Here is a 19,004-nt window from a genome sequence, read left to right on the forward strand (position 1 = left end):
TTAAATTTTATTTCATCCATTCTTTATATAATGATGAGTCTCTGTTCTTAACATATTCTAAAAAACTTTCAAGGAAGTTTAATTTCTCCAAGTTTTCAAATAGTTCAATTGGTTTTTCTTGTTTCCGTGACAATGAATAAACGTGATCTAAAAGTTTAAACCCTTGAGGAGTTACAATGATGTGTCGAAGCGGTGCATCAATTTGTTTAAATCCTGATTGCTTCATTGACTTAAGCATATCGTATAGGTGCATGGATATTTCTTCAGAGAGTTCCGTTTGCTTCTTTAAATAAGTGTTCAAGTCAGGTCCTAAAAGATATTCCATAACAATATAATTCGAACCTACTTCATAAACTTTCGGTATAAAAGATAAATGCTGACATGACATTAACACTTTTTGCTCTTGTTTTGCATGATCCTTTTTACCATAAACCTTCACACATTGATTCTCCTTAATACGGAAAACAGCTCCTTGATGTCCTTTGCCAATTAATTGGTGAGCTAACGTACTATCTACTTTTACTGAATTTCCTTTCTCAGAGTATACCTCTATTTTTTCAAAATCTACTTTATCTATTTGATAATATTTCATCCATTCCTCGTATATTTTTGGTTCTATCTTTTTCACTTGTGAAAGAAAAGAATCTTTTAAAAAGAGTAGGTCTAAATCTCTCAAAAGTTTTAAAGGAACTGGATGATTACGTTTAAATGCGTTCACGTGGTCGATTACTTTTAAGTCCTGATTCTTTAATACAAAAATATGTCTTAAAGGAGCATCAATCATCGTAAATTTTGACTTTTTGAACTCTTTTAGAAGGTCCAATAGTTTAATGGTAATAGATTCTGGCATGTATGTGCATCCATTTAAATATTCCTTTAATGTTGGAGCATCAAAATATTCCATAACTATATAGTTCTTTCCAACTTCAAACACTTTAGGAAAAAACGGTAAGTGACTACCAGCCTTTAAAGCCTTTTGTTCCATCTTTGCTTGTTCCTCACGTGCATATACCTTTACACAACGTTCTTCTGAGAGTTTAAAAACGGCTCCTTGTGCCCCAGAGCCGATTAGAGGGTAGCCACTACTATTTTTAATTTCTAATGTCTTTTTACCTTTTGAAACATTAATTGATTGAAACTTATCCAATTTTTATCCTCCTAACAATTCATTGTAAAAGGTAGCTTGTTGTTTCAATTGCTGCTTAAGATCGAACTTTTCTTCTACTTTTTTTCTTCCCGCTAAGGATAAATTTTTCCAAGTTGAATCGTTCCTCATCATATATTCGAGTGCTTGTGCTAATTCATCCACATTCTTCTCTTCTACAAGTAGTCCATCTTTATTGTGGTCTATTAATTCTGGGATGCCTGCATGATAGGTTGAAATAACAGGAAGACCGCTCGCCATTGCTTCCTTTAACGTATTAGGTATCCCTTCAACATCACCATTTGACGACACCATGCTTGCTGCGCAAAAGATATCCGCCTTTTGCATATATTCATAAACTCTATCCTTATGAATAGAATTAATGAGTTTAAAAGAATCCCCTAATTCTAATGTTTTAGCTAACGTAAGAAGCTGCTCTTTAAGTACACCACTTCCTACTATTGTTAAAGACGCATTTGGGAATTTATCTTTTATTCGACTAAATGCCTCCATTAAAATATGGTGTCCTTTTTTCTCAACTAACCTTCCAACGGATAATATGTTGATTGACCCAGAATAAGAAGGTTGACGATAACGAAACTTTTCTAAGTCGACCCCGCCATAAAGCACCTTTATTTTTCCCACTGGACATCCCCAATCACTTATTCTCTCAGCCAAATAATGACATACAGGGAAGAAACAGTCCCCTTTATCAAATAATTCTTTCATGCTTTCCAAATAATTAACCGGTTGATTTGCTAACGTAGCATCCCTCCCCCTAATACTCGTTACGAGGGGAATTCCGGTTTCTTCTTTAAAAGGTAATAATAATAACCCTAATTGAGCATGATGAGCATGCATCAGCTGAATATCATGCTCTTTCACAAAATCTTTCTTTGACCAAATATTATTTAAGTAATGAACCTTCTCATTCAGTAAAGAAAGATCGGTCATATGCTTTGGCGCTCTAACTAAGTGAATATAATCATAGCCAGGAACTTGACGAATTTGCTGAATATATTGTGTAGGGTCAACACGTAAATTCAAATGCATAATTGTTGACAAATAAATCTTCTCCTTTCGAATAACGATGACATTAATAGATTATTCAATGCTTAAACACTTGATTGGACAAAAGGAGTGTAAATATGTCCCAATTCATTTTTCCCTTTATATCAGTCAATCGAAATAGTTTGAACAATATTTTGATATTCTCGAAATTACATTACATTGCTTCAATAGTTCATTCAATGACGATTATTCGTATAGTAAAGAAAGTCAACTTCTTTTAAAGTCGACTGCTGCACTTTTATTTAAACATAATAAGGATGTCCCTAATTAACGTGGGACACCCTTTTCTTTTATTGATCCGGAAATATAATTATTTTTGTACGATGATTGAAGGCAATGAAAAGAAATCATTAGATATTTATTATTCATTTACCCTGCTAACAATCGTTTCGATTATGGCGGATAATGACGATATCGCTAGTATAATGATTAATGGTTCAGAAATGAAAAAGAAGTATCGATAAAGTCCATAAATGAAAATTGCACACCAAACTCCTGTACACCAATAGCAACTTAATAATTCCCCCATCCACTTTCTTATGCCTTGTCCTTTGATGACTATGAATTCTTGGATAGTCCCATCTGGCAGTGTTTCTTCCACAATGTTGTGGAATGGCTTTCGAATAAAATTTGTAATCTTATCAAATACAAGTAATCTGGTTAATCGAAAAGTTGCTAACACTAATAAAATGAATTCAAAAACACTCATTATTCTCCTCCCAACTTTCACCGATTAATACATCTTATGTTAAGATTTGGTTATTATTTTTATTTATATAAATATAGTCAAAAACCCAAACATCCTGATGTAATATCCATATACTGTGAGTAGTTAGGAGGGGAGAATATGGCTATATTTAGAGTTATTCTTCACTATCAAGATAATGAAATTAGTAATCAATTAAAAACGGTACAAAAAGATACTGAAGTAACCATACACACTGAAGACGGTAGCTATTATGAGGCAAGTTTTCAGGGCTTTGAGGAAGATACTGATACGGTAAATATAGAAATCGATCGATTCTATCCAAATGGTGGTAAAGAAATAACGGTTAATAAAAAAGAGATCCTTTCAATCCAAACACCTGACGGCTCAATAGACTTGGATCAAGATGAAGTAGAATAATATATGTTTTGTCAATCACAAGGGGAATCATTATGCAAAATACAAATCAATCTCCAAAAATTGTCCAATATCTTCAAATCCTTGGTGAGGATTACACTCGCCTTTTCTTAAGTGATATCGGATTAAAATATGTGGTTAAATTTCATCGAGTCAAACATTACAGGAAACGTGAAGTTGTGAATGAATTTATTGCCGGGAAGTTAGCAGCTTTGCTCAACCTTCCCGTTGCACCTGTTCACGTTATTTCCTTATCCCCTGAATTATGCTCAAAAGTCCCACAAATAAAAGGAAGTCGAATGCAAGGGAACGTGCATTTGGCTATTCCTTACAACGAAAAAGCACAGCCATTTAAACAAATAGAAGACAAAATAAGATCTTTTTCAATAAAAAATCAGCAGCAACTGGCTCGTATGATTGCATTCGATTTTTGGATAGTGAATATGGATAGAAGTCGAACAAATTTGCTAATAAGCTGTATTACGGAAAATGAAATATCTATACAAATGATTGACCATGGAAAATGCTTTCCTGGGGATTATTTATGGGATAAAGAAACGTTAAAATTGACTCCCGAACACCGATATAATATGCCGATCTACAAATGGGCACTGAGCCATATTCCGAATGAAAATGAGCTATACGAGAGTGCACACGAGATTAAACTACTAGAGGAAAACATCATAAAAGAAATTCTTGATGATATACCAAAAGAGTGGGAAGTCACTAAAGTTGAAAAAGAAGCCCTACTTTCTTTTTTAATGAATCAACAGCATGATTTAGAAGAATATATGAGCTCTTTTCTTTCTTATCACAAATATGTTTAAAAAGGCAGCAAGAGAGCTGTCTTTTTTATCCATGTTTAACCAATACTTACATGAACCATCATTCTGATAACAGATAGACGATCCAACCTTTCGCTCGAAAACCGTAATAATTATAGAATCCAAGCACAGGTGAACTCACCATCAATTAAGTACCACCATTCTCAACACCCTTTTTTACTTAACAGCCCCTACTCCCTAAACCGATCCGTACCACTTTCCTGTATACATAAACCAAGCAAATAAGATATATACAATAGGAACATCCCAGTTATTTGAAATGAAAACATGATGTATTGTTTTCATTTCAAATACTTCCTCACAAAAAAGCTCCCTACTATGTTAAAGGGAGTTCCTCGAGCAAACGATATAAATCATGTTGAACCTCTAATTGTTTTTTCAAGTTAAATTTCTCTTCAATAACATGACGTGCATTTTTAGAAATTTCCTTCCACCTATATTGATGATTTAAAAAATAACTAACACCTTCAACAATCTCTAGCACATCATTCTCTCGAACGAGATAACCTGACTCTAAATGTGTAATTAACTCTGGTATACCGCCATGATTCGTCGAGATAACTGGAATTCCACTTGCCATAGCTTCTTTTAAGGCATTTGGAATCCCTTCAACATCTCCGTTTGAAGCCGTAATGCTCGGCAAGCAAAACAAATGAGAGGAATTAAGGTACTCCGCAATTTGTAAAGACGTTTTTTTCCCTTCGAGCGAAACAACTCCTTCTAACTGGAGATCACGGATAAGTGTTTCTAGTTTCCCCCTCTCTTTCCCTTCTCCAATAATTGCTAGTTTAACCCTCGGCTCTTTTTCATGAATGTGTCTCATTGCTTTAATAAGGCTTTCGTGCCCTTTCTTTTCTACCAACCTCCCAACCGATACGAGATTTATATCCCCTTCGGAAGGTAATGCACGTTCTTTATATTTAAATAAATTGACATCAATCCCTCCATATAATACACGAACTTTTTCTTCAGGTATGCCTAATTTTAACAGTTCATTCCTTAAAAAGTCACATACTGGCAAGAATAAGGTTTTATGTTTAATTAATGACCGATACCTAGCCATATTACGGTTCATCAACTTATCAGACTGCGTCGATCCATCTGCCCCTCTAATACTAACAATTAGTGGAACATTGCATTGAATAGCTATTGGAGCAATTTCAACAGCATGTTTCCCATGATGAGCGTGAATTGCAATAATGTTTTCAAGTTGAAAAAAGTCAGTAAGACTGTCGATATCATTTAGATTAAAAAAATGTTCAAATGGAAAGTCAGTATTATTAGGCTTATCAAATGGACCAAATACGATAGAACGATAGTTTCCTTGATAATTCATCTGGTTATAGATAAATCCTTGATTTACTTTTATATCCTCTAATAAATAATGGGCTATCGTCTTCACATTGTGTCACTCCTTTTTCATCTTCAGGACTATATCCAAATAATCCTCTACTTTTCCAATATCAAAACGTTCACCCGTGATACATTTTCCGAAACACTGTTCTATTTTAAGTAAATCTTGAATGGCATCTGTCAATTGAAACTCACCGCCTTTTCCCACCTGCAACGACTTAAGAAGTGGAAAAATTGCAGGAGTGAACACATAGCGTCCAACGACGGCCATGTTAGATGGAGGGTCGGCCTTTGGTTTTTCTACGATATTATCAATCTTGTATAGCCCGTCAGTTTCTTTCTTTCCTCCGATAACCCCATATTGATGCAATTGGTTCCATTCCATTTTCTTCAGGCCTACAATACTAGCTCTTTTTTTCTCATATTGTTTAATGAGTTCTGTAATGGCACCCTCTTTTTTTGAAACGATTATGTCATCAGGAAGTAAGACGGCAAAAGGTTCATTTCCGACAAATGTTTCCCCTAATCTAATTGCATCTCCAAGACCTTTTGCATAAGGTTGCCTTGTATAATACAGTTGAATTTTAGGAATATCAAGTTTTCCCTTCAAATGCTGTTTATTGCTTTTTTCTAAAAATGTTTCAAGCTCTAACGATTCGTCAAAATAATCCACGATCATGCTTTTAGATCGGGACACAATGACTAAGATTTGCTCTATTCCAGCTTCCATTGCTTCTTCAACAATATATTGAATTGCCGGTTTAACTCCTATCGGAAACATCTCTTTTGGGATGACCTTTGTTATTGGCAAACCTCTCGTACCATATCCAGCAGCAGGAATAATTGCTTTTTTAACCATAGACTTCGCCTTTCCTTTCTCTCAATCTTCTCATCATACAATCTACAATCCAATACTCAAGAAAGTCTCTAACTCATCATATTCTATCCTTCCCTTCCCGAAAGTTGTCCCGTATGAGTTCTCATTTCCACTGCGCTAAATTTTTAGGCATTTATCCCATCACAAAATGAATGAAAAACTTATACGTTATTAAAAGAACGATTGCGATAGCTGGAAAGGAGCGCTTTCATGAATATTTGTATTATCGGAACAGGGTATGTTGGATTAACAACTGCTGCAATCCTGGCTGAATTAAGCCACCATGTCATATGCGTAGATATTAATGAAAAGAAAATAAGTAAATTGGCTAATGGTGAGATCACAATTTATGAGCCCGGCCTTGAAGAATGCGTAAAAAGAAATAAACAACGACTTTCTTTTACGACAGATATAAAAAAAGCTGTGGAACTATCTGAAGTCATTTTCATCACTGTCGGTACTCCCTCATGTCACGATGGAAGCACTAATTTATCTTATTTATTTTCAGCACTTGATGATATTTCCTCTTATCTTACGGTACAAAAGGTTATTGTAATTAAAAGCACGGTTCCCCCTGGAACAAACATTAAATGTTATGAACATTTAATCCAAAAAGGGATAGATCCTAAATTATTTTCGATTGTGTCAAATCCAGAATTCTTACGTGAAGGTTCAGCTATATATGATAGCCGATACCCCGATCGAATCGTGATAGGGATAGATCCTGATGATAAACAAACGCTAAATATAATGAAAAGAATCTATCACTCCATTCAAGCCCCTTGGGTAATAAGTAGTCCAACTGGAGCTGAAATGATTAAGTATGCGTCCAATGCATTCTTAGCTACCAAAATATCTTATATAAATGAACTTTCACGCATTTGTGATGCGTTTGATGTTGATGTGACAGAAGTTGCTAAAGGAATGGGAGAAGATCAGCGTATAGGTCCACATTTTCTTCAAGCGGGTATTGGGTATGGAGGTTCTTGTTTTCCAAAGGATTTACAAGCATTAGTCTTTAGTGCTAAGGAAAAAGGAATCTCAACCTCAATTTTAAATGCTGTTCAATCAGTGAATAACTCCCAAGTCCACTATTTTATAGAAAAAGTTAAGGAAAATATTAGAACAATGGATCACCCTATCGCTATTCTAGGAGTTGCATTTAAACCAAATACAGACGACATTCGCTGTTCACCTGCAGTTGAAGTAATTCGTCAACTCCACCAAACTGGTTACGATATTCGTGTGTATGATCCAGAAGCAAAATTGCCAAAAGACTTGGAACAAATCCCTCAATTTCAATCACCATATGAAGCCATTAACGGATCACAAGCACTTGTGATAGCCACAGATTGGTCTGAACATAAAGATTTAGATTGGGTTGAAGTAAAGCGTCGGATGAACAACTACAATATTTTTGATGGGCGTAATTCTTTAGATTCAGAAACAATAAAAAAAGCTGGTTTTAAATACTTCGGGGTTGGACGATCATGAATATTTTAGTGACAGGAGCAGCAGGGTTTATCGGATCACACTTATGTGAAAAATTACTAGAAAATAAAGAAAATCATGTAATTGGAGTAGATCATTTTATTGGACCAACTCCGTACCCCTTAAAGCAAGGTTCATTATCGAAACTGATGAATCACCCACGGTTCACGTTCATGCAAAAAGACTTATATATTACAGATCTACATGCTTTATTGAAATCCGTCGACATCGTTGTCCATTTAGCAGGTATTCCAGGTGTCCGCTCAAGTTGGGGAAGTGACTTCGAACCGTATGTAACAAATAATATACAGGTTACACAGCGCTTTTTAGAAGCATTGAAATCCTCCCCTGATACACGATTTATTTACGCATCAACTTCATCTATTTACGGGCAAAAAAGTGGTAAAGTGAGTGAAAATGAATTACCAGAACCATTATCTCCTTACGGTGTAACCAAATTGGCAGGTGAGCATTTGTGTCGATTATACAGGAAAAATTTTCAAATTCCGATAGTCATATTACGATTTTTCACCGTTTATGGACCTCGCCAAAGGCCAGATATGGCATTTCACACCTTTATTAAACAAATATTAACCAATAAGCCAATAACGGTTTTCGGCGATGGAACACAGTCGAGAGATTTTACTTATATTTCGGACTGCGTGAATGGTATTATGGCTGCCATGAAAAAGAAAGAAGCGATTGGAAAAACGTTCAATCTTGGAGGGTTAGAAAGAGCAAGTGTTAATGAAGTCATCCAGCTTTTAGAACAGCTAACCGGGGAAAAAGCAACGATATCATACCTTCCTGCTATTCATGGTGAGCCTAAGCATACCTATGCAGACATATCTTTAGCACAAACAATACTGAACTATCATCCAAAGGTTACTCTTTTGGAAGGACTCACAAAGGAAATTTCCTATATTCAATCCATTTTAAAGGAGTGATAGTCGTGCGACTTGCTTTAATATGTACAGAGAAACTCCCTTTACCTGCTATTAAGGGAGGAGCAATACAAATTATGATCGATGGCATAACTCCTTTTTTAAGCGAGAAATTTTCGATTGTGATTTTTTCCATTTGTGATGAAAATCTCCCTCATAAAGAAGAACAAAATGGAATTCAATATATAAGGTTCCCTCAACATGATTATTACTCTTATATCATTGATTATCTGAAAAATGAAAGCTTCAATGTTATTCACATCTTTAACCGACCAAAAATTGTACAGGAAATTCGAAATGTTTCCCCGAACAGTGCAATTGTTTTGAGCTTGCATAATGACATGTTTTCACCTTTGAAAATTAATCCACAAGAAGCCTCACAAAGTATTCAGCTAGCTGATTGTATTGCAACAGTTAGCGAATATATTAAACGGTCAATAACCATTCGATATCCCGAAGCAAAAAATAAGACTTTTGTTACTTATTCAGGAGTTGATATGAGTCAGTACCCTGAGAAAAATTCACCTATCAGTAATAAAATACGTGATGACATACGATCAACTTTTAATATCGGAGATAAGAAAGTTGTATTATTCGTAGGCCGTTTGAGTAAAACAAAAGGTCCTCACATTCTCATTCAAGCAATGAATCACCTAAACAATATGGATCAAGATGTCGTGCTACTTATCGTAGGAGGCAAATGGTTTAGTGACAATGGTGTAAATGATTATGTTCGTAAATTGTACGAAGAGGCAAAACCATTAGGTAATTCGGTAATCTTCACCCAATTCATTCCTTCAAACCAAATACCAGAATTTATGTTAGCATCAGATTTATTAGTATGTAGTTCACAATGGCATGAACCATTGGCTCGTATACATTACGAAGCAATGGCTTCCTCCCTCCCCATCATAACAACAAACAGAGGTGGAAATAATGAAGTTGTATTTAATGGTTTTAACGGTATAGTCATCGAAAAATACCAAGACCCAAAAAGCTTCGCAAAAACGATTTCATTTTTGTTAAATCATCCAGAATTAAGCAAACAATTTGGCAATAACGGTAGAAAGTTTATCGAACAAAACTTTCAATTTAAGCATGTAGCGGCAAGGTATGAAGCTGTGTATAGAGAAGCGTTAAAGAAGCATTTAAAACCCTCAAAACCTTTCTCAAACTAAAACAAATTGCATCGGAGACTGTATCAACGGGAATAGGATAAAATCCCCTACTAATAGGCTATAAACACTTGTCTATTAGAAAGGGGATTTTTATATGCTCATTATGGCTAAAAAACAAATAACCTGAGCCCTATAAAATAGAGGACTCAGGGGACTATACACGCATACAAAGCGCTTTACTTCGTTATTTCAGCAGTTTTTTTATGAAATAATTGGTTAATGCACAACCAATATCGTTAATTTCATCAATAATCACCATTCGAATTAAGAAAATATAACTGTGTTCCCTCTACTTCTCTTCTTTTTGCCACTTTTCTTCGTTTTTCCCCCAGTGAGTACGAACCATTCTTCTTCATCACGTTGACTAACTGGCTGAGTTACTTCCAAAATTTCCTCAGGAGCTAATTGATCGAATTCCTCTTGTTCATCTTCCGTTAGATCAAGCTCAATTTCTTCATTCTCTTGTATAGGTTGAGGTTCTGATTCTAACATAGGTTCAAACTCTTCCTCGACCATAGGTTCAGGCTCTATCGGGAACTCCTTAATTGTATCTGTTACCTCTCCTTCAATTATGCTAGCAGGTAGCTCTGGCTCAACCATTTCGGATAAAACAGTAACTTCTTCTGCTGTACCAAGCGAGTCGATAGGTTTAACAAATCCCCTAGAACTTACAGGTAATTCAACAATTTCTGCTGTTTCAAGTTCTTCCATTAAATTCGTGAATTTCGATTGAGAGTCTAAAAATTGATTCGGATTTTGAAGAAGCTCTTCATATTCTTGAAAGCTCCAGCCCATCGGTCCAGGTGGGGAGAATTCAAAATTGGAAAGTTCGACTTGAGGAATGGAATGGTTTTTATCATCTTTTTTCTCCATTATTGTCCCTCCTTAAGGCGTGCAAACATTTCATCTGTCTTCGTTAAAAACTCAGACTTCGAGTTTTCAAGCGAGATGATGTTTTGTAAGGCCCAAATATATTTCTCATCCGACCACGATTCTTTCTGTCCGAGATAATATTTATGAATAATGGAACAGAATAAATGAGGAAAACGTAATTCTGTCCATATAACCTCATATTGCTCTTGCGTTAGTGGATGAACCGAGTCATATGCTTTTAGCATCGTGAATGCTAAATCGGTGTCCCAAATGGACATCTTTTTCATCACTTTGTTTAATAGAATCCTTATATCGCGAGAAGGAAGATCATTGGTAATCGAGTGCAATTCTTTCATCATGAGTCCTTCTTCCGCATGCGTGAAACGGGCCATCGTAAAATCTTGCTGACAAAAGCCTTTCTCTTCGATCCAAGCTTTCGTCCAATTTTGATACGGAAGCTCATCTAACTCTTGCAGAGCCTTTCTTCCACGCTCAAGCATGTGGTCAACATGCTGTAAAAACAGCACGGAGAATGGATCATCTGGCAACCCTTCTGCAATCGTTTTGTTTCCTTCTAATTCCTGTAATTTCCACCGGAACAATTTATGCCACTTTCCAATTCTTCCGCGTTTTTTACTTTCTGAATGATTTTCATACCCTTTTGAAGCAAGATGAAATTGCGCCATAAACTGCATCGTCTCCACAAGGGAGTTTTCGTTATAATAAATAACTTCGTCTCCGTCAATTTTATCGTATAAGACGAAAGAAGATTCTCCCGCTCCAACCGTTAATGCTCCATTTTTCGTACGAATAATAGGTGCAATCGGCAAGCCGTTATTTTGTAAATGCTCGTGAGCCCCGGCAATGAAAAGCATTCTCTCCAGCTTCATTTCCGCATTTTTTAACACTTTTGGTCCTTCATCTGTTTCAACGAGCCACATCGTTCTCCCGCTTTTCATCGATAATAGCGATACGTTTTGAACGGTTATCGGATACAAGCTCAAAATATTTTGCAATACTTGATTGGCGTTTTCATTCATTTTTTCCACCACCTTCTTTTTACCTAATACTTCCGTATACGTTTAAAAGATTCGAAACGACGTGCTTCCATTGAAAATTCGCCTCTGCTTTTTGGCGACCATATTGTCCCATTGACGTACGTTTTCCTTCGCTGCTTAATAAGGCATTGAGCCTTTCCGCATACGCAAGCGGATTTTCAAAATCGCCGATGACATGGCCATTTTTCCCTTCGTCAATAACCTCTGGATTTCCACCTCGTTGACTTGTCACAATTGGAAGCCCACAAGCCATCGCTTCATAATGGACACGTGCAAGCGGCTCCTGCCATTGAGAAGAACAAACGAATACATCGGACATAGAGAATAGACCGGCAATTTCACTCGGCTTCACGAATTTAATAAACTGGACATTTTCCGGATATAGTGCACCAAGTGTATATAGATGCTTGACATAGTTATTCACTTCATCGTCTCCAAACCATTTGGAACCGATAAATACCATCACCGCATCCGGGTGCTTTTCCATAATACTTGGTAGCGCTTGAAGTAAAATATGCGGTCCCTTTACCTTACTTAAACGCCCGACAAATAAAATGACTTTCTTGTTTTGTAGACCGAGCTTTGATCGAATACTTTTCTTGAGCTCACGCCCGGTATTCGTCCAACTTGGATGAAACGTTTGAACGTCCACCCCAGAATAAACGGTCTTTACTTTCCCTTTCGCTTCTGGAAAACGTGACGTAATGGTATTTCCTATATAATCACTGACTGTCACAATTTTCGAGCATAATGCGATACAGCGCTTTCCTTCCTCATCGCTGATTTTTTCGTTCGCAAACATCTCATTATGAACACTTAAGACGAGTTTGGCATTCGGTGTTGCTTCACGAATTTGTTCAATCCATAACGGTCGGTTACAAACATGGATGACATCAAAGGATGTAGACCTTACATATTGAACGATGGAATCAATAAATTCTTTTTCTGGAAAGCGTACGAATTGAACACCGTTTTTCGTTTCTTCAGCGGGCAAATCAGGATGAGTAATAGAAAAGATGGTGACTTGATGATTTTGTGCAATTTGTTGTGCTATAGCATCGAGATAAATTTGGATCGCGCCACCTTTTATAGCCGGTACCGGTAATTTTTCAGTGGCGATAAATGCGATTTTCAAGAAGCTCCCTCCATTTCAAGGTAATTTTTTCACCTTAACATAGAGTACGAAATGAGGATAAAAGGTGTGATTTTGATTATAAGAAATTTGGTCCTTCTTTCATTTTTAGTCATTTATCTTGGACAAAAAGCGCTCAAGCTTCATAGAGTAAAGAAAAGGTTATGCTTATATGATTTTAGGAAGGTGACAATATGGAAAATGAAATGCTCAACATATCGCTTGAAGAAGAATATGTGTTAACCCCGGAAGAAGAAGCAAAACTAAGAGACTTAGCGGCAGTCATTATGGAAAATTGGAATGTATCGGTTCAAGACATTGAAGTTATTCAAGGAGGGCAAATGGCTCTCGTTTGGAAAATCCATACAACCGAAGGGCCTATCTGTTTAAAGCGGATTCATCGTCCAGAAAAAAAGGCCCTTTTCTCCATTAATGCACAAAACTATTTAGCTACAAATGGCGCCCGCGTACCAGGCATTATCCGTAACAACCGTGACGAGCTTTATACAAAATACGGCCCGTTTTTGTTTGTCGTTTATGACTGGATCGAAGGTCGCCCGTTTGAATTTACAAACCGCGACGACTTGCACATGATCATGAAAGGTTTAGCCGAATTCCATCAATGGTCGAAAGGCTATGTGCCCCCGGAAGGCGTCCCTGTATTCAAAAAGCTTGGACGTTGGCAAAATCACTACATTAAACGTCTCCAGCAAATGAAAACTTGGAAAATCGCTGCCGCAGAGCTTCCAGACGATCCATTCTCCCAACTCTATCTAGCAGAAATTGATTCGGTCTTGACGGTTGGACAGGAAACGTTGGAACGCTTGTTAAACTCCCATTATAAAACATGGGTAACCGAAGAACTCGCCGCACCAACCTTATGTCACCAAGACTACGGAACAGGGAATACATTGCTCGGATTAGACAACGACATTTGGATCATCGACTTAGATACAGTATCATTCGACCTCCCTATTCGCGATTTACGAAAAATCATCATTCCGCTCATGGACACGACTACCAATTGGAACACTGAAGAATTCCAATTCATGCTCGACGCATACGAAACAATGAGTCCGCTAACGAAAGAACAAAAAGAAGTCATGTTTATTGACATGCTGTTCCCATACGAATTTTACGACATTGCCCGCGAAAAATACGTCCGGAAAACCGACCTTTTCGTCGAAGAACTACAACAAGCATTCCAATACGAACACATTAAAACCATCGCCTTAAACGAATTATTGGCAGACAACACGTAAGAAGGCGTGTGTGAGTGCATGTACTGAAGGATCGACCACTTGATTGCTTATGTGCAGGTGGCGGTCCTTTTTGTGTGCATTGGGGAATGCGGTGTGAGATTGACTTCGTTATGCGCGGGGGAGCCTGCTCTATGCGCGAGTTTGGCTCACCTATGCGCGCATTCTCCTCTCCTATGTGCGCGATTCAACACCCTATGCGCGCGGGCTCACTCTCTATGCGCGCACTCACTTCCTCTATGCGCGCGATTCACAACCCTATGCGCGCGGACTCACACCCTATGCGCGCGGACTCACACCCTATGCGCGCGGACTCACACCCTATGCGCGCAAGCCAGCATCCTATGCGCGCGGGCAACTCCTCTATGCGCGCGGGCAACTCCTCTATGCGCGCGGGCCAAAACACTATGCGTACGGACCACAACCCTATGCGCGCGGACTCACACCCTATGCGCGCGGACTCACACCCTATGCGCGCGATTCACAACCCTATGCGCGCGATTCACAACCCTATGCGCGCGATTCACAACCCTATGCGCGCGATTCACAACCCTATGCGCGCGATTCACAACCCTATGCGCGCAAGCCAGCATCCTATGCGCGCACTCACTTCCTCTATGCGCGCACTCAACTCTCCTATGCGCGCAAGCTACATCTCTATGCGCGCAGACTACTCTCCTATGCGCGCGAACCTACATCCTATGCGCGCAAACCACACCCCTATGCGCACGGCACACTCTCTATGCACGCACTCACTTCCTCTATGCGCGCGAGCCTCTCCTCTATGCGCGCGGGCACACCCCATGAAAAAAGCTGACCCTATTTGGTCAGCTTTTTTCTATCCAGCTATATTTATAGTTTTCGTCTTCTATGTGACGGGCTTTTTTAACAACGCGAAGGGGGCGGAAGGTGTCAATCATGACAGCGAGTTCTTTCGTTTCTTTTTTGCCAATGCTTTTTTCAATTGTTCCAGGGTGCGGGCCGTGTGGGATGCCGGATGGGTGTAGGGTGATGGATCCTTCTTCAATTCCTTTCCGGCTCATGAAGTTTCCTTCAACGTAATATAGGACTTCGTCGCTGTCGACGTTGCTATGAAAATACGGTGCAGGAATGGCGTCTGGGTGGTAATCATATAGTCTTGGACAGAATGAACAAACGACAAAATTATGTCCTTCGAATGTTTGGTGAATGGGTGGTGGCATATGAATTCTTCCGGTAATCGGTTCGAAGTCACGGATGTTAAAAATCCATGGGTATACGTAACCATCCCAGCCGACGACATCGAGTGGATGATAAGGGAATTCATGCTTGTGCAAGAATCCGCGCGACTTCGTCAACACTGTGTATGTCCCGCTACTCGTATGCGTGATAAGCTTACTTGGACCTTTAAAATCTCGCTCACAAAAAGGACTATGTTCGAGTAGTTGACCGTATTCATTCCGATATCTGCGTGGAGTGGTAATGTGACTCGTCGTTTCGATGACAAGCATCTTTGTGTCTTGATCGTCCGCCACAAATCGGTGAATGGTCCCAATTGGCAAGTAAATATAGTCACCTGGTTCATAACGTAATTGTCCGAACATCGTTTCCACTGTTCCTGTTCCACGGTGGACGAATAATAATTCATCGCCGTCACCATTTCGATAATAGTGAGTCATGGATTCGGTCGGTTTAACAACCCCAATGACAAGGTCATCATTTCCTAATATATAGTCGCGACCGGTTAGGAAGTCACCGTTTCGCTCTATCCGATCGGATTGAAAATGACGATGGCATAACGGTCCTTGCTGTTCATATTCAACCGTCGCTTTGTCATACACTTCAGCCTTTGTCATCGCCGTTGGCGGATTATGATGATATAAAATTGATTGTACGCCTGAAAAGCCTTTCGTTCCCATTACTTGTTCGCGATAAAGCGTGCCATCTTCTTTTCGAAATTGAGTATGTCGTTTACGTGGCACGTTCCCCATTTGACGATAAAATGGCATTTGTCTTTCCTCCTTTACGAACGGTATTCCGCAACGTTCCTAGTCCGGTAATTGATAATTCGATGACGTCTCCATCTGAAAGCCACGGGTGGATGTCGGTACCGAGTTCTAAGATGCACCCGGTTCCAACCGTTCCAGAACCGATTAAATCTCCCGGTTTAAGGGTTGCGTTGTTTGATGCATGCTCGATTAATTGGCCGAAAGAAAAGTACATATCCTTTGCATTTCCTTCCGACAGCTTTTTCCCATTCACATACGCTCGCATTTCCAGGTGATAACGGTCCCCTTCCTTAAAAGGTTCCAGCTCGTCTTTCGTCACTAAGTATGGACCGATGGAAGTGGCAAAGTCTTTCCCCTTCGCTGGACCAAGGCCCACTTTCATTTCTTTTCGCTGTAAGTCACGCGCGCTCCAATCGTTTAATATCGTAAATCCTGCTATGTAGTCGTCTGCTTCATCCGCTTGAATATTCCGCCCTTCTTTTCCTATTACACAAGCCAATTCAAGTTCATAATCCCACCATGTTGCGTGAGATGGAAATTCGATGTCTTCATCAGGACCAAAGATTGCGTGATGATTGGAAAAATAAAAAACGGGTTCATCGTACCATTCAGGTATCATCGGTAGTCCTCGTTTATTCCGAGCAGTTTTCACATGCGCTTCAAACGCATAAAAATCACGAAAACTCGACGGGTTCACTAGTGGCGCTAAAAGCTTTACCTCACTGAGCGGATGAACAGAGGAGGTCGGAAACGTATCCATTCCTTCAATTACCCGGCAGTTTTGGTCAAAATCGCTTAGGAAATCCATCATCTTTTTCGGAAGGAGCCCTTTACTTGCGGCATGAAGATCCACAATAAATTGCTCGTTTTGTATACAACCAATGGATTGAAGACCGTCTCTCATTTCAAATGTTACAAGCTTCATCGTTTCTCCCCGCTTTTCACCCGTTTTCGCTCAAGCTCAAACGTTTCTGCGATTGCTTTCGTATACGTAGCCCCAGCTAAACGTCCGATCGGGTTTAGCTTTGTTGTATCGATTCTTCCCCCTTCGTAAAGGGCGTCATCAACATGAACACATACGACTTGACCAATCACTAGACTTCCCGCTCCAGGTTGATGGCCGAAATGTAAAATATCATGCAAAACACATTCCAACTGTACCTTGCTCTCTTTCACTCGAGGGGGCTTCACGATATGGCTTGAGACTTTCGTTAAACCACTTTCAATAAATTCATCCACACCCCGATCAAATTCAATAGAGCAGTTATTCATTTTCTCAACGAATTCTTCACTTACGACATTAATAACAAATTCCTTCGTCGCTTCGATATTCAAAAGCGTATCTTTCTTTTCTCCGTCCGTTCCACGAAGCATCGGTGCAAAGCAAACCATGAATGGGTCCGCGCATATTCCAGTGAAAAAACTAAATGGCGCGACATTAGCCCCTCCCTTTTCATTAATGGTAGAGACGAACGCAATTGGCCTCGGTAAGATAGACCCGATTAACAGCTTGTAGGCATCTTTCCACGGAAGGGTTGACGGTTCAATTTTCATCTTCATTCGCCCCTTTCATGATTTGTTTGAATGCATCCATGAACCGATGATTTTCGCTTTCCGTTCCGATCGTGACACGAATCGTATTCGGAAAACCGAGCACTTCACCTGCACGAACAATGATTCCATCTCGAACTAGTTTTTCTGCCACGGACGTACCACTTTCGTGTAGAAGAATCATGAGAAAGTTCGCGTGAGATGAAAAATACGAAATCCCCATCCGATCGAACTCATTTTGTAGAAATGTAAGGCCCTCTTGGTTTTTCTGCTTACAGCTCTCAACAAATTGCCAGTCTTCCAACGCGCATAAAGCTGCTTTCTGAGCAAAACGGTTGGAATTAAACGGATCTTTTACTTTTAACAATATGGAACGAATTTGTGGATTCATGATGCCGTAACCGATTCGAAGGGAAGCGAGTCCATAAATCTTTGAAAAGGTTCGAAGGACGACTAAGTTAGGGTATTTTTCAACAAAACGATGTGTGTCTAGCTTGACTTCATCATCCATATATTCATAGTACGCTTCATCGATCACAAGGAGGACATTCTTCGGCACGTGCTCGATAAACGTTTGTAGACGCTGTTTCGAAACGATTGTCCCTGTTGGATTATTCGGGTTACAAATAAACACCATACGAGTTTTCGAATTGATTGCATTTTGCATCGCTTCTAAATCGTGCACACCCTGTATAAGAGGGATTTTAACCGGTTTTCCTCCTTCCATGTAAACACATGTTTCATACCGAGGAAACGTTCCATCTGCCATGATGGCTTCATCCCCTTGTTGAATAAAACATTTCGCCATCAACCGAATGATTTCGTCAGATCCGTTTCCGATGACAAAGTGTTCGGGAGTAAGCCCCCACTTTTGACTGAGTCGAAGTGATAGTTCCGGTGCAGTCGTCTCGGGGTATTTCGCTAGTTGAATAAACGCCTCTTGCAAGGCTTCTTGTACCTTTGGCGAACAGCCAAACGGATTTTCATTGGATGCTAGTTTTATAATGGTTTCAAGTCCAAGCTCTCGTTTCACCTCTTCGATTGGCTTTCCCGCTTTATACTCTCTTAACCGTTCAAGCTCTTTTTTGAGCGGAAATAAATGTGTGACCATCCGTTA

18 protein-coding genes are annotated in these 19,004 nt (G+C 39.1%); 6 read left to right on the forward strand and 12 right to left on the reverse strand.

Annotation, left to right across the window (positions count from 1 at the left end; all coding sequences use genetic code 11):
* Positions 1-7: 7 nt before the first annotated feature.
* From ML543_RS03060 to ML543_RS03070, 3 genes are all read right to left on the reverse strand, one after another.
* Positions 8-1,147, reverse strand: a complete 1,140-nt coding sequence (locus ML543_RS03060) for a hypothetical protein (protein WP_243385662.1) — start codon at positions 1,145-1,147, stop codon at positions 8-10.
* 3 nt (positions 1,148-1,150) lie between these two features.
* The gene (locus ML543_RS03065; protein WP_243385663.1) at positions 1,151-2,209 is read right to left on the reverse strand and encodes a glycosyltransferase; all 1,059 of its coding nucleotides are present in this window, start codon (positions 2,207-2,209) and stop codon (positions 1,151-1,153) included.
* Between the two features lie 367 nt (positions 2,210-2,576).
* On the reverse strand, positions 2,577-2,924 hold the full coding sequence (locus ML543_RS03070; protein WP_243385664.1) for a DUF1360 domain-containing protein: 348 nt from the start codon (positions 2,922-2,924) through the stop codon (positions 2,577-2,579).
* 138 nt (positions 2,925-3,062) lie between these two features.
* Between ML543_RS03070 and ML543_RS03075 the strand changes: the two genes are divergently transcribed.
* Together ML543_RS03075 and ML543_RS03080 are read left to right on the forward strand one after the other, a co-directional pair.
* Positions 3,063-3,341: a hypothetical protein gene (locus ML543_RS03075; protein ID WP_243385665.1), complete on the forward strand. Its 279-nt coding sequence runs from the start codon at positions 3,063-3,065 to the stop codon at positions 3,339-3,341.
* A 32-nt stretch (positions 3,342-3,373) separates the two neighbouring features.
* Positions 3,374-4,165, forward strand: a complete 792-nt coding sequence (locus ML543_RS03080; protein ID WP_243385666.1) for a HipA family kinase — start codon at positions 3,374-3,376, stop codon at positions 4,163-4,165.
* A 334-nt stretch (positions 4,166-4,499) separates the two neighbouring features.
* Here the strand turns inward: ML543_RS03080 and ML543_RS03085 are convergent, their stop codons facing one another.
* Together ML543_RS03085 and ML543_RS03090 are read right to left on the reverse strand one after the other, a co-directional pair.
* A complete protein-coding gene (locus tag ML543_RS03085) occupies positions 4,500-5,585 on the reverse strand; it encodes a glycosyltransferase (RefSeq protein WP_243385667.1) in 1,086 nt (361 codons plus the stop codon).
* Between the two features lie 6 nt (positions 5,586-5,591).
* Positions 5,592-6,395: a UTP--glucose-1-phosphate uridylyltransferase gene (locus tag ML543_RS03090; protein WP_243385668.1), complete on the reverse strand. Its 804-nt coding sequence runs from the start codon at positions 6,393-6,395 to the stop codon at positions 5,592-5,594.
* A 228-nt stretch (positions 6,396-6,623) separates the two neighbouring features.
* Between ML543_RS03090 and ML543_RS03095 the strand changes: the two genes are divergently transcribed.
* The 3 genes from ML543_RS03095 to ML543_RS17025 are packed head-to-tail and all read left to right on the forward strand — an operon-like array spanning position 6,624 to position 10,026.
* Positions 6,624-7,907: a UDP-glucose dehydrogenase family protein gene (locus tag ML543_RS03095; RefSeq protein ID WP_243385669.1), complete on the forward strand. Its 1,284-nt coding sequence runs from the start codon at positions 6,624-6,626 to the stop codon at positions 7,905-7,907.
* Positions 7,904-8,851 carry an NAD-dependent epimerase/dehydratase family protein gene (locus ML543_RS03100; RefSeq protein ID WP_243385670.1) on the forward strand — a complete coding sequence of 316 codons (948 nt, stop codon included), beginning with the start codon at positions 7,904-7,906 and terminating at the stop codon, positions 8,849-8,851. Before ML543_RS03095 ends, ML543_RS03100 begins: the two co-directional genes overlap by 4 nt.
* A gap of 5 nt (positions 8,852-8,856) precedes the next feature.
* Positions 8,857-10,026 carry a glycosyltransferase family 4 protein gene (locus ML543_RS17025; RefSeq protein WP_243385671.1) on the forward strand — a complete coding sequence of 390 codons (1,170 nt, stop codon included), beginning with the start codon at positions 8,857-8,859 and terminating at the stop codon, positions 10,024-10,026.
* 264 nt (positions 10,027-10,290) lie between these two features.
* Here ML543_RS17025 and ML543_RS03110 read toward each other — a convergent pair whose 3' ends face one another.
* From ML543_RS03110 to ML543_RS03120, 3 genes are read right to left on the reverse strand one after another with little or no spacing between them, the layout of a single operon-like run.
* On the reverse strand, positions 10,291-10,899 hold the full coding sequence (locus ML543_RS03110) for a hypothetical protein (protein ID WP_243385672.1): 609 nt from the start codon (positions 10,897-10,899) through the stop codon (positions 10,291-10,293).
* A complete protein-coding gene (locus ML543_RS03115; RefSeq protein WP_243385673.1) occupies positions 10,899-11,939 on the reverse strand; it encodes a CotS family spore coat protein in 1,041 nt (346 codons plus the stop codon). Before ML543_RS03115 ends, ML543_RS03110 begins: the two co-directional genes overlap by 1 nt.
* 19 nt (positions 11,940-11,958) lie before the next feature.
* Positions 11,959-13,092: a glycosyltransferase family 4 protein gene (locus ML543_RS03120; RefSeq protein ID WP_243385674.1), complete on the reverse strand. Its 1,134-nt coding sequence runs from the start codon at positions 13,090-13,092 to the stop codon at positions 11,959-11,961.
* Between the two features lie 191 nt (positions 13,093-13,283).
* Between ML543_RS03120 and ML543_RS03125 the strand changes: the two genes are divergently transcribed.
* Positions 13,284-14,351, forward strand: coding sequence for a CotS family spore coat protein (locus ML543_RS03125; RefSeq protein ID WP_243385675.1), 1,068 nt, complete (start codon positions 13,284-13,286; stop codon positions 14,349-14,351).
* A gap of 824 nt (positions 14,352-15,175) precedes the next feature.
* Here ML543_RS03125 and ML543_RS03130 read toward each other — a convergent pair.
* The 4 genes from ML543_RS03130 to hisC are packed head-to-tail and all read right to left on the reverse strand — an operon-like array spanning position 15,176 to position 18,998.
* Positions 15,176-16,336, reverse strand: coding sequence for a homogentisate 1,2-dioxygenase (locus ML543_RS03130; protein WP_243385676.1), 1,161 nt, complete (start codon positions 16,334-16,336; stop codon positions 15,176-15,178).
* Complete coding sequence (locus tag ML543_RS03135) at positions 16,299-17,261, reverse strand: fumarylacetoacetate hydrolase family protein (RefSeq protein ID WP_243385677.1); 963 nt, start codon at positions 17,259-17,261, stop codon at positions 16,299-16,301. Before ML543_RS03135 ends, ML543_RS03130 begins: the two co-directional genes overlap by 38 nt.
* The gene (locus ML543_RS03140) at positions 17,258-17,890 is read right to left on the reverse strand and encodes a flavin reductase family protein (RefSeq protein WP_243385678.1); all 633 of its coding nucleotides are present in this window, start codon (positions 17,888-17,890) and stop codon (positions 17,258-17,260) included. Before ML543_RS03140 ends, ML543_RS03135 begins: the two co-directional genes overlap by 4 nt.
* The gene (hisC, locus tag ML543_RS03145; protein ID WP_243385679.1) at positions 17,880-18,998 is read right to left on the reverse strand and encodes a histidinol-phosphate transaminase; all 1,119 of its coding nucleotides are present in this window, start codon (positions 18,996-18,998) and stop codon (positions 17,880-17,882) included. The genes ML543_RS03140 and hisC overlap by 11 nt, the downstream gene beginning before the upstream one ends.
* Positions 18,999-19,004 lie beyond the last annotated feature (6 nt).

It is taken from the genome of Bacillus kexueae (assembly GCF_022809095.1).
Lineage (GTDB): Bacteria > Bacillota > Bacilli > Bacillales > Aeribacillaceae > Bacillus_BZ > Bacillus_BZ kexueae.